The sequence below is a fragment of the Chryseobacterium sp. OV279 genome, from assembly GCF_900128945.1.
In the GTDB taxonomy this organism is placed as follows: Bacteria; Bacteroidota; Bacteroidia; order Flavobacteriales; family Weeksellaceae; genus Chryseobacterium.
Genome location: NZ_FQUD01000001.1, coordinates 692,908 through 704,806, shown reverse-complemented (window position 1 = coordinate 704,806; position 11,899 = coordinate 692,908). Strand labels below are relative to the sequence as shown.

Genomic DNA, 11,899 nt, shown 5'->3' with positions numbered 1-11,899 from the left:
CAAATAACTAATTTACAGTAAATTAGATCAATTTTTATAAAATTTAAAAGTATAGGAAAATTTTGATTAAAAAAGTTTCAAAATCAATACTATAGTTCGAATATTTTTTTTTGAAACTTTTTTTAATTACACTTTTTTAGCTGATGTTTCCCAGATAAAATAATCCCAGACATTTCTGGTTTTCTTCTATGGTTAAAGATTCCTTAAGATGATTGACAATGGCAGGAGAACTCCAGTAGCAGCCTACCTGATGAGCTGTACAGGTAAGGTACATATTCTGAACCGCCATAGAAACGGCAGCGATCTCTTCCCATTCCGGGACCATTCCACTGAAATTAACCACAATGGAAACTACCGCATCCGATTTATTGATTTTAAAACCGATATCCTGATATTTCTTCTCTAAAAAAGTCTGTTCAGATTGACTCGCTTTGTAGATAGACTGCATTTCCAAAGCCAGTTTTGCTTTTTCTTCCCCTCTGAAAACCTTAAAACGCCAAGGTTTTGTACGCTTATGATTCGGGGCTAATGTCGCTGAGTGTAAGATTTCATCTATGACTTCCTGAGCGATTTCGGTCTCAGCATAATCTTTTGGAAAGATGCTTCTTCTCTGTTCTATAATTTCTTTTAAAATTTCTGCATTATTCATGCTGCAAATTTACAATATGAAATTGAATGCATTACAGCATTACAATGATTTAACTTTGATTTTTCAACAATAACCGGCGGCTTTTATAGGTTTTATACTGAGTTAATATGAATGTAAGTAATACTATGACAGCCAGTCCTCTCACGGTCCACCGTTCCAAGCCTTCATCTACAGGTCCCGGCCATGATAATCCAAGAAGACAAACGGTATAAATAATACCTGCGTTGATCCAGATTCGTCCCGGATCCGGGTAGCTTTTTACAGTCATTGGTTGATTATAGCTAAGAAGAGGCATCAACTTATGATGATCCCAGATCAGCAATACAATCACCGCCATCATCATCAGAGAAGTGATCACCCATGTTCCGGTGAAAGAAAGACTGATGGTAATGATCCAGATGTTCGTTAATATTGCTAAAAATAGAAGAGCTCCCAAAAGCGCGAACCGCTGGGTCATCAGTAAAATGCCGGCCACAATCTGGGAAAGTCCTAAAAAATTCCAGTAAAATCCTGTCTGATACATGGCTTCAAAGAAATAACCTATCGGGGTATCTATGGAAAGAACGGTAAATCTGTTTCCCAATAATTTCGTCAGGCCTGAGGGGAAAAATGCAAATCCCACCAAATACCTTAGGTGAATAATGATCCACTGATTCCGTGTGTTGGTTCTTAGTTTTTCAAATGTCATGGCGTGTTTTGAGTTGGAGGGTTGGAGAGTTTTTGGGTTGGAGAGTGTGAGGGTTTGAGAGTAGCTGAGTTTTGTTGATGGTTGCTAGTTGCTGGTTGCTGGTTATATAGTTTACAAAATTTGCGGTAAAAACGTCTCATGTCTAACATCTGAAACCTTGTTTCTTAGATCAAAACCCAAATTTTTCATATTAAATAGCAAATATTTTCGTGCTTGAATCTAGGTTTTGGCTAAAGCCGGGTGAATGGTGATGATTTGTTAAACGGGCTAAAGCCCGTTCCTATTGAATGTGATAGATTGAGTATTGTCATTTCTTCATATATTGGAATACTCAACTCTTGTTGTTTTTAATATATTTATAAAAATATAGAAATACAAAAGGCCTTAACCTTAAGTCTGAAATCTCGTGTCTGAAATCTGACATCTAGTGTCTTGATTCTTGGCTCTTGAATCTTCTCCCATCTCAAATCACCTCCACAATCTCCTGATGAATATTATTCAGTGTAAACGCATCTCCCGACTTCATTCCCATCATTTTTTTAGCCATGGGACTTTCGGGGGAAATAGCGTAGAACCTGTCGCCTTCAAAAAAGAATTCTCCCAATGAAACCGAAATATAGAAACGGGCCTTGTTGGTGATCACCAGAGAACCCAGCTGAATTTTTTCTGTGGGTGTATTCAGAACTTTTGACATATTTCTTTTAAGATCATTCAAAGCTCCGAGCTGCCGCTGCATCTGGTAGATCTCCTCCTGCATTTCCTCTCTCATACTGTCATACTTCGGGGTCTTTTTTATATCACGACTTGCTTCCAGGGTAAACTCTATAAAATTTTTAAGCTTTTCTATTTTCTCAGAGATAACTGTTTTGACATAATGTCTTATATCACTTTTCACAAATACGATCTTCTCCATAAATCTAATCTTTACATAAAGATAATAATTTTTTAAAATACTCATTACCCTGAATTCGAGAAACATCATAAAAAAAGCCCTGTATTTCTACAAGGCTTATGTTGTTTATTTTTCGGAAATCTTTTTAAGGTCTCCCAGTCCCTGATCCAGTATCCCTGTCATATTCATATCCATCATAGGTTTCATAATCTTCATCATGGCATTCAGTTCATTGTCTATTGTCCATGTGACTTTTGTTCCGTTTCCTTCGGGAGTTAAGACAAATTTTGCAACGGCGTCACCTTCAAAAGGTTCGATAAAATGAAGTTTGGTTACGAATTTATCATTCGCTACCGTTTCTGTCACCGACTGCTCTCCCTCTCCTACTTTGCTGTTGCCTTTCCAGTGGTAAGAATCTCCTACTTTGTCACCGGCTCCGGAATAGGTGATTACAATATCCTTATCTGCTTTTGAAAATGGATCCCAGACATTGTATTCTTTTAATGAGCCTACATGCTGCCATACTTTCTCTTTTGGAGCGTTGATCACCACAGATCTTTCAAGATGATGGTTTTTATCGAAAGCCAGTATCGCTACAATTGCATAGATTACGGCCAAAAGGATGATGAAGCCAAGAATTTTTAAGAGTGTTTTCATAGTTTTGATATTTTGAGTTATTTGTTTTATTCTTTAACCTTAAAATTTTGAGAGACAGATCAATGTCCATACTCAATATTTCGTGGTTTTCTGTTTTCAAAATTAGTCATTCCACCCTCGCCGCCTCTTTTCATATGACAAGATTATTAAAGATAAAGCATTTTTGTCACATCCGGATATCCGGGCATTATTTTTGCGCTTTTCACGTGTGATTCCCAATGAATCATTAAATTTACCTTACCTAAAAATCGAAAAATGAATATTTTAACAGAGAAATTTACCACACCATATCATGCAGCGCCTTTCAGCGAAATTAAAAATGAAGATTTCCTTCCGGCCTTCAAAGAACTGATCAAACAGTCTGAGGATGAAATCAATACTATTGTCAGTAATTCAGAAGCCCCGACTTTTGAAAATGTGATTGAAGCACTGGCTTATTCAGGAGATCAGCTGGATGTGGCTTCAAGTATTTTCTTCAATTTAAATTCTGCGGAAACCAGTGATGAAATTCAAAAGATCGCTCAGGAAGTTTCCCCTCTATTAACTGAACATTCATCAAAGATCTCTCAAAACGAAGCTTTATTCAACAAGATCAAAAAAGTATACGACGAAAAGGAAAAATATAATCTGAATGAAGAACAGGAAATGCTGTTGAACGAGACCTATAAAGGTTTTGTAAGAAGCGGCGCCCTGCTGAATGAAGAAGACAAGGAAAAACTGCAGAAGATCAATATGGATCTTTCCCTAAAATCCCTGCAGTTCGGACAAAATGTATTGGCTTCTACCAATGCTTATTTTAAACATATCACCCGTAAAGAAGATCTGGCAGGAATCCCGGAAGCTATTCTTGATCAATATGCTGAAGACGCTAAGGAAAGAGAGCTGGAAGGCTGGGTGGTTACCCTTCAGTATCCAAGTTATATTCCATTCATGACGTACGCGGAAAACCGTGAATTGAGAAAGGAAATCGCTTTGGCGAGCGGAAAAAAATCTTTTGACGGTGGAGAATTTGACAACCAGGAACTGATTAAGGAGCTTCTGCAATTAAAACAGCAAAAAGCTGAATTATTAGGTTATCAAAACTATGCAGACTATGTTCTGGAAGAAAGAATGGCCAAATCTCCGGTGAAAGTGATTGATTTTTTAAATGAACTTTTAACGAAAGCAAAACCTTATGCAGACAAGGAAATTGAAGAATTAAGATCCTTGGCAAAAGCTGACGGAATTGAAGACTTGCAGGGCTACGACCATGCTTTCTATGCTGAAAAACTCCGTAAGCAGAAATATGACTTTAATGATGAAGAACTGAAGCCTTATTTCCCGCTTGATCAGGTGCAGGATGCTGTTTTCGGATTGGCTGGGAAACTTTTCGGACTTCGTTTTGAGGAAAGAAATGATATCCCAAAATACCACGAGGATGTGAAGGTGTATGAAGTTTTTGAGGCAGGAAAAGATTCAGCAGAAGAACATTTCAAAGCTTTACTGTATGTAGATTATTTCCCTAGAAAAGGCAAAAGAGCAGGTGCATGGATGACCAGCTATAAAAATCAGTTTAAAAAAGACGGTGAAAATTCACGTCCTCATATTTCTATTGTATGCAATTTCAGCAAGCCAACTAAAGATACTCCAAGCTTATTAACTTTCCAGGAAGTGACCACTCTGTTCCACGAATTCGGACATGCGCTTCACGGAATGCTGGCTGAAACCCAATATCCAAGCCTTTCCGGAACTTCTGTAAAGTGGGATTTTGTAGAACTTCCTTCTCAGTTTCTAGAAAATTTCTGCTACGAGCCTGAGTTCTTAAAAACATTCGCAAAACATTATAAAACCGGTGAAGTACTTCCGGATGAAAAGATTGAAAAAATCGAACAATCTAAAAGCTTTATGGAAGGTTACCAAACCATGAGACAGCTTGGTTTTGGACTTCTGGATATGAATTATCATACGAAAGTTGAAGAGTTAAAAGGTGAAAGCGTGAAAGCGTTTGAAGATAAATATACAAAAGCAACCACTCTTTACCCGATCAATCCTGAAACGGCGATGAGTCCAAGCTTTTCCCATATTTTCCAGGGAGGATATTCTGCGGGATATTATTCTTATAAATGGGCGGAAGTTCTGGATGCAGATGCGTTCCAGTATTTTAAGGAAACCGGTATTTTCAATCCTGAAACGGCCGCAAAATACAAAGTTCTTCTCTCCTCAGGTGGAACCAAAGATCCGATGGAACTGTATAAAAGCTTCAGAGGAAGTGAACCGAAGGTGGAAAGTTTATTAAAAAGAGCATTCGGATAATCACCAATGATTATTACATATAGAAAGAACAGTCAATGGCTGTTCTTTTTTATTTTATCCAAGTTTTAAGAGCCAAATTGCTATACAGATTATGTCTTTGATACCAGATAGAAAAAATTTACAAAAACATATCGTATTACGAGAGATTATTGGTGGTTTTCTATTAAATTTGGAATCAGCTTTTATGATGTAATGCACCGACAGAATTAAACCCCAGGCTATTGATAACATAGAATCCAAACTAAAAAACTCCATGAAAAAAATCTTTATTCTGGCCTGTATTGTCATCGTTACTATTGGGTTGCTCTATGCGCTGACCCATTACATCAAAATGGATGGTTTTTCTTTCGCATTCGCTCTGAATTTTATGCTGATGGCCTGCGCACTAACCTTTACCGAAACCCTGAAAAGCCCGTTGAATTCTTCTTATTTCAGTGAAAAATCGTGGGAAAAGAAAGGGAAAATATATGAATCTCTCGGCATTAATATGTACAGAACACTATTGGTGAAAACAGGATGGGAAAAACTGAACAAAAAAAGCAAACCGGTAGAAAAAAATACAGAGGCTTTGACGAATCTGTATTACCGTACAAAACAAGATGAACTGGGCCATCTGATGATTATGCTGATTGTTCTGGGATTTACTGTTTTTGTAGCCTACAAGTTTGGCATTTTCCAATCTTTATGGTTGTTGATCTTGAATATTCTCCTTAATATCTACCCTATTTTTCTTCAGCGGTATAACCGGCCTAGAATAGCAAGGGCTATTATTTTAAGTAAGCGCAGATCTTAGAAAAGTAGATTTTCATCCGTAAAAAGCACCCCATAATCTCATGAACATACAGGAACAAATCAAAGAATATATCAACAGCCAGCCTGAATCCAAACGTAGCGACATGCAGGAGCTTCACCTTATGATTCAGGACATATCACCTGGATGTAGATTATGGTTTCTGGACGGCAAAAACGATGACAATAAAACGGTCTCCAATCCCAATATCGGCTATGGATTTCAAACGATGGAATATGCTGGCGGGAAAACCAGAGAATTTTATCAGATTGGCATCAGTGCAAACACGACCGGAATCTCAGTCTATATCCTGACCATTAAAGATAAGGCTTACCTATCTGAAACGTATGGAGAAAAAATAGGTAAAGCAAGCGTTACAGGATATTGTATTAAATTCAAAAAGCTGAAAGATATTGATATTGATATACTGGAAGCGGCTATACGCGACGGATTTGAGGCGAAAAATTAAACACTTATTTTACAATGAAATTCAAAATTCTGGCCCTTACTTTTTCTATATTTTTATTGAGCTGTTCAAAGGAAAAGATCAAAAGCGAACGGCTACCATTCTCTGTCGATGAAAATCTGAAGCACAACAAAATTTTCAAGCAGATGGAATCTGAAAATGAAATTCAGATGATGATTGATTCTGAACCCCCCAAAAGCAAAAAGACAACAAAACTTATTTTCAATGAAAGCAGTGGGTATGTTTGCGAGCCTGTATTCTGGAAGAACACCGATACGCTCAATATCAATATTGTGAATCATACAGGATTCACTTCTGGAGGATTCAATATAAACATTCATGACAATAGATATGAGGTTTCACCTTATAGTATGAGTGATGACATAACAGATCATGAAAAACCTTCCACTTTTAAAAATCCCAAACAAAAACTCATTCTCAACAAATCTTCATACCACCCCAATGACAGTATATATGGATATGTAGAATTTGAAAAAACAGAATATGATTCGTATGGAAATGTTATTCCACACAAAGGGAAAGGATATTTCAGAGGGAAGATTGAATATGTAAAATAATTTCAAATGATACTGAATTGAAAATCTGAACTTTTCACCTTAATTTTTCCGTTATACCCTATTAAAATGATGAAAATAAAACCAGTAACCCTATCCGTTTTAACGGGTTTAATGCTCTCCTGCCATTCATCTGCGGACAAAAATGACTTTGAATATCACTACATCAAATACTGGGACAAATACTCTGAAAAGCAACTCACAGATACTTTATTTTCTGATACATTAAATGTTGGTCCCGATGCAGAAGACGGCCAAACAGCTAAAGAATTTTATGTGAATACTACTAAAGAGCTTCTTGCCGATCTGCAGGATGACCAAAAGAAAACCGACAGTTTGTATCCTATGATTGCCTTTGATGAACTGACTATCCGTAAATTACCGTTAGGCATAAAGAAGACATTTACAAAGAAGCAGACAGAAGAATTTTTAGAGATCATTAACGACCCTGTATCATTTGACTGGGCAGAAACAAGCTATGAGCCGGAATTTCAGATAGACTTCACAAACAACAGCAAAACTGTTTCTTCAATGACGATCGGTGCAAACCAATCAACCATTCAAACGAATCCTGGCTGGCCCAATTTTAAGAAAATGAAATTCGGTCATCTTAAACCGGAAATATCCAAGCATATGACGCGTCTGATTCATACAATTGAATAAGCAATACACTCATCTTCATTAATTTAAATAATATACAACCTGCAAAACTTCTTTAAAAATTGAAAAAAATACTAAGCTTACTCACCATCATTGTAGCGTCCATTCATCTCTATTCGCAAAATACGTACGTATTTATCGGTTCATTTAACCGGGATAAAACCACCGAAGGAATTTATGTGTATAAACTGGATACCATCAAAGGGAAACTATCCAAAGTAACTTCTCTGAAAGGAATTTTAAATCCTTCATTTCTGACTTTATCCGCGGATGGCCGGTATGTTTTTGCCTGCACCGAAAGTAAAACACCCAATGCAGGAAGCGTCAGCAGTTTTAGATTCAATCCTAAAGATGAGACCCTTACCTTTATCAAAAGTCAGAAAAGTGGCGGTGAAAACCCGGTTTATGTAAGTGCTCACCGGAATGGAAAATGGCTGGTGAATGCCAATTATACAGAAGGCAGCGCCTCCGTTTACCCTGTCTCTGAAGACGGAACCATTCAGCCAGCTGTACAGCATTTTCAATTTTCAGAAGGAAGCATCAATGAAGGCAGACAGGATAGATCACACGTTCATGCTGCTGTTTTCTCCCCGGACTTTGATCATTTATTCTTAACTGATCTTGGTGCAGATAAAATCAGATCCTATACTTTTGACAGTGATCAAAAGGAACCAGCACAAACGGCAAAACAGCCATTCATTCAATCTACTTTAGGTAGCGGACCACGGCATTTTACGTTTCATCCTAATGGGAAATTTGCGTACTGCATTGAAGAATTATCTGGAACGGTTAATGCATATCGATATGAAAATACAGTTTTGACCAGCATTCAAAGAGTCAATACCCATACGGATCAGTATAAAGAAGATTTTGAAAGTTCAGACATCCACATTTCACCGGACGGAAAATTTTTGTATGCTGCTAATCGTGGTGTAGAAAATAATATTGCTATTTTTTCAATTCTTGACAACGGAACTTTAAAGAACGTCGGATATCAGTCAACGATAGGGAAACACTCCAGAGTATTTGACATTGATGAAACGGGCAAATTTGTCATTGTAGCCAATGCAGGCAGTGGAAACATTGTGGTATTCAAGCGCAATCCACAAACCGGGTTATTGAAAAAGACCGGAAACAAAGTGAAAGTTAAAAGTGCTTCCAGCGTGAAAATAAGGAGGTATTAAATTGTTAAAATACAACGTTAACTCATCCTTTTTCAAAACTTTAACCTATATTATTTTTCTGTTTGATATTTTTTAGTAATTTTCAGATTAAGCTCCATTTACATGAAATTTTCCATCGTTATTGCTGACATGAAAATACTTACTGCATCTGACACCAAAACGTGGATGGGATTAAGTAAAAAACTGGCTGAACCTAAAACTGAAACAACCCCTGAATTAAAAGAAATCATTACCCTTATCAAATCCAGATTTCCTGAACTGCCGAACACAATGGTTTGGGGAAATTATTTAATCTTCGAAGAATTTGCAGACTTTTTTACCATAGATATTGATTACGATGACATCAAAAGACTGGAACATGAAATTCTAAACATTGCTCTGGAAAATGGCTTTGCTGTACTCATCGGAAAAGAGAACAAAATCTACAAACCAAAAACATAACACGATGGGATTTAATTTTACGGGGATCTTAATAAACAGCCACGCTGATGAGCAAAAACTTAAAAGCCTTTTTGATACCGAAATTGTTTTTTTAAAAGAGGTAGACTTTGAAGAAGCAACAGACAGTTTCCGGGATGAAAACACGGTTGATATGGTACAGACAGAAACCGGAACACTCATCATCACCGGATTGGGACAGATTTATGATATTTCAGATTTTGACGGAGAAATCATTCAATTTATGATTTCCGATATTTCGGACACCTATTATTTTGAGAAGTATAAAGACAAAGTTCTGGAAAGGAAATATATCTATTCTCAGGGCGAAATTGCAGAAGATGAAGGGAGTGGAATTATAAAACACGACGAAGATTTCACCAATCAGATTTGGGAGCTCGCAGACCAATATTTACAAAATAATTTTAAAACCAATATGTTTGATCAGCAGTTCAAACGTTATCAAGTATAATTTTTTCACGCGCAAGCTTTACTTTCTATGGCTGGAAAATTCAAAAAAATATCGGATATCTTTTTTAAGGTTCTAGGATCCATTGTGATTGTAGGAGGATTAGTGGTTCTTGTCTTTATAGAAAACCCTGTCAGGTATTTTGTATATGCTGTACTTCTGGTTATGATCACTAATTTTAAGAGTCTCCGGAATGTGAGAACTGATTTAAAAAAAACAGCTCAGAATCTTCTGGTAACAACCGGTGTAGTCTATCTCCTTTTAATTACCGTATTATCTCTTTCTCCTTTTCTGAAAATCATGGAATTTAAATGCTCTCATCGAGATTGGAGGCCTGTGAATGCCCAAAAGATGCAGCCATTTACTTCCTGGGACAGTGGATATAAGCGGAAAGGAAATTCCTACGTTAATATTGATTACGAATATCAGTTTAACGGAACACCATATAGAAATTCGGAACCTGAAGCTTTATACAAATATTATCCGTTTTGGAACAGAAAAAAGAGCCGGGAGCTGGTAGATGAATTTTCAAAATCGGTTTCAGAAAAAATACAGAAAAGGGATTATCTTATTCTCACCAATCCAGATCAGCCTGAAAAAAGTAAACTGTTTTTATCTACAGATTTGTTTTATTTTCAGGGTTCATTATTTTATGATTTGGTAACAGGTCTGGCTGTATTTATCCTGATCTTTTTAGGAATCATCGGAGCGATTTTTATGTGGCCATTGAAAAAGCAGCAGAAGTAAGAAAATGATCGGCCAGATTTGAAAAATTAACCTTTTATCTGGTGTAACCGGTATTTTTTAATAATTTTGATGGTATCATGACCACCATTGAAGAACTTTACAATACTTTAGATCAACGCAGACGTCCGGAGGATGTTGCAGAAATGATCGTTGATTTATTGAAAGATGACCTGACCAAGTCTGAACACTCTGTTTTAGAAAAAGCAGCCCAAGGTTCGTTGAAAAGAAGTGTATACGGGTATACTTCTATGCTCGAAACTTTCGGAACTGCCGTTGGTGCTGAAAAACAGATCACAAAAGCCGTTGAAATTTTTAAGATCAGTGAAAATAAAAAATCGGATTACAACAATGCTGAAAATATTGAGCTGTTTTTAAATCAAATATCACCTCTGATCCGGAAATCTGTAGGGCAAAACGATTTTAAATCGGACAGACTTAATAAAGCTGAAAGAAAAGAAGCAGGGCTGGATATTTCCAAAAGAAATTATAACAAAAAGTGGCGTCTTCTGAAGCGTATTGAAAAAAGACTCTACCAATATATTCAGGAATCCAAGAAAATTGAGTTTCAGAAAATAGCCAAACATGGGCTTTCCCATACGATCAGTCAACAAGATTTTAATGCAGATCTGAATACGGCTTGTTTTATTGCTTATTTTAATGCCCGCAGCGGTGTTAGAAGTACATTTACCAATCAAAGTCAGGAAAGACCATTTGATGAAATTTGCGAAATGTTATTCAACCGATGTAAAGAATATCCGGGCAGAACCCAATGGCAGGCTGTTTCCTATATGTATACGACTGGAGAAGTTCTGAAGCATCTTACCGATGAGCAGAAAGGTAGTCTGTTGGGAAAATGGACCTACATCCTTCAGGAAATTGCTGAATTTCTTGCACAATTATGGACTGAAAACGACATTAAAAGAAAAACAATGGCCGTACAGAGGGGCAACGATTCCACCACGTGGAACAATACCGCCGGAGCATGGAATAAAGCCAGAGACAGCTGGATGAATCTTATCTATGCATTGGGAATGGAATATATCCTGGAAGATCTCAGTTTTGGAAAAGTGATGCGTCTGATGGCTGCCGATGTCATTGCCTGGCATTTGTCCACCGGAGGAAAACTGGACCCTAATACAGAAGTCTGGAATGCTGTACCTTTGCCCTGGGAAGTTTTTCAGGGGAAAGAATTCTGTAATAAAAAAATGATTGTGGAAGCCTGTAGAAAAGCAGGTCTTGATCCTGAAAAATCAGGCTGGATTGCACCACGGACTCATCAGGTCAGTCAGTTTACCCCTACACCAGAACTGGTACATGGCGTTACGGTATCTAATCCTTTTCTGGCTTCGGTTTTAAGAAAAAACAAGTATTTTTCAGGTAAGATCTGAAAAT

14 protein-coding genes are annotated in these 11,899 nt (G+C 37.1%); 10 read left to right on the top strand and 4 right to left on the bottom strand.

The features are described 5' to 3' along the window. Positions 1–136: 136 nt before the first annotated feature. The 4 genes from BUA72_RS03095 to BUA72_RS03080 all read right to left on the bottom strand — a co-directional run bounded on the left by BUA72_RS03095 (position 137) and on the right by BUA72_RS03080 (position 2,886). Positions 137–649 carry a nitroreductase family protein gene (locus tag BUA72_RS03095; protein WP_047450029.1) on the bottom strand — a complete coding sequence of 171 codons (513 nt, stop codon included), beginning with the start codon at positions 647–649 and terminating at the stop codon, positions 137–139. A 49-nt stretch (positions 650–698) separates the two neighbouring features. Beyond that, positions 699–1,337: a DoxX family membrane protein gene (locus BUA72_RS03090; protein ID WP_072921766.1), complete on the bottom strand. Its 639-nt coding sequence runs from the start codon at positions 1,335–1,337 to the stop codon at positions 699–701. A gap of 463 nt (positions 1,338–1,800) precedes the next feature. Further along, positions 1,801–2,250, bottom strand: a complete 450-nt coding sequence (locus BUA72_RS03085; RefSeq protein ID WP_034729507.1) for a hypothetical protein — start codon at positions 2,248–2,250, stop codon at positions 1,801–1,803. Positions 2,251–2,355: 105 nt separating this feature from the next. Continuing rightward, positions 2,356–2,886 carry an SRPBCC family protein gene (locus BUA72_RS03080; protein WP_072921765.1) on the bottom strand — a complete coding sequence of 177 codons (531 nt, stop codon included), beginning with the start codon at positions 2,884–2,886 and terminating at the stop codon, positions 2,356–2,358. Positions 2,887–3,141: 255 nt separating this feature from the next. Here BUA72_RS03080 and BUA72_RS03075 point away from each other — a divergent pair, with 255 nt between their 5' ends. The 10 genes from BUA72_RS03075 to BUA72_RS03030 all read left to right on the top strand — a co-directional run bounded on the left by BUA72_RS03075 (position 3,142) and on the right by BUA72_RS03030 (position 11,895). Next, positions 3,142–5,178, top strand: coding sequence for a M3 family metallopeptidase (locus tag BUA72_RS03075; protein WP_072921764.1), 2,037 nt, complete (start codon positions 3,142–3,144; stop codon positions 5,176–5,178). 253 nt (positions 5,179–5,431) lie between these two features. Next, entirely contained in the window at positions 5,432–5,971 is a 540-nt protein-coding gene (locus BUA72_RS03070; RefSeq protein WP_072921763.1) for a glycosyl-4,4'-diaponeurosporenoate acyltransferase CrtO family protein, read from the top strand. A 40-nt stretch (positions 5,972–6,011) separates the two neighbouring features. Further along, positions 6,012–6,437 (top strand): DUF1801 domain-containing protein, encoded by a 426-nt coding sequence (locus BUA72_RS03065; RefSeq protein ID WP_072921762.1) that lies wholly within the window; start codon positions 6,012–6,014, stop codon positions 6,435–6,437. A 14-nt stretch (positions 6,438–6,451) separates the two neighbouring features. Then, positions 6,452–7,012, top strand: a complete 561-nt coding sequence (locus tag BUA72_RS03060; RefSeq protein ID WP_072921761.1) for a hypothetical protein — start codon at positions 6,452–6,454, stop codon at positions 7,010–7,012. A 66-nt stretch (positions 7,013–7,078) separates the two neighbouring features. Then, a complete protein-coding gene (locus BUA72_RS03055) occupies positions 7,079–7,672 on the top strand; it encodes a hypothetical protein (RefSeq protein ID WP_072921760.1) in 594 nt (197 codons plus the stop codon). Between the two features lie 59 nt (positions 7,673–7,731). Then, positions 7,732–8,853: a lactonase family protein gene (locus BUA72_RS03050; RefSeq protein ID WP_072921759.1), complete on the top strand. Its 1,122-nt coding sequence runs from the start codon at positions 7,732–7,734 to the stop codon at positions 8,851–8,853. A gap of 102 nt (positions 8,854–8,955) precedes the next feature. Next, positions 8,956–9,294 carry a hypothetical protein gene (locus tag BUA72_RS03045; protein WP_072921758.1) on the top strand — a complete coding sequence of 113 codons (339 nt, stop codon included), beginning with the start codon at positions 8,956–8,958 and terminating at the stop codon, positions 9,292–9,294. Positions 9,295–9,298: 4 nt separating this feature from the next. Next, positions 9,299–9,763 carry a hypothetical protein gene (locus BUA72_RS03040; RefSeq protein ID WP_072921757.1) on the top strand — a complete coding sequence of 155 codons (465 nt, stop codon included), beginning with the start codon at positions 9,299–9,301 and terminating at the stop codon, positions 9,761–9,763. Between the two features lie 27 nt (positions 9,764–9,790). After that, positions 9,791–10,507 (top strand): hypothetical protein, encoded by a 717-nt coding sequence (locus BUA72_RS03035; protein WP_072921756.1) that lies wholly within the window; start codon positions 9,791–9,793, stop codon positions 10,505–10,507. Positions 10,508–10,584: 77 nt separating this feature from the next. Beyond that, complete coding sequence (locus BUA72_RS03030) at positions 10,585–11,895, top strand: hypothetical protein (protein ID WP_072921755.1); 1,311 nt, start codon at positions 10,585–10,587, stop codon at positions 11,893–11,895. Positions 11,896–11,899 lie beyond the last annotated feature (4 nt).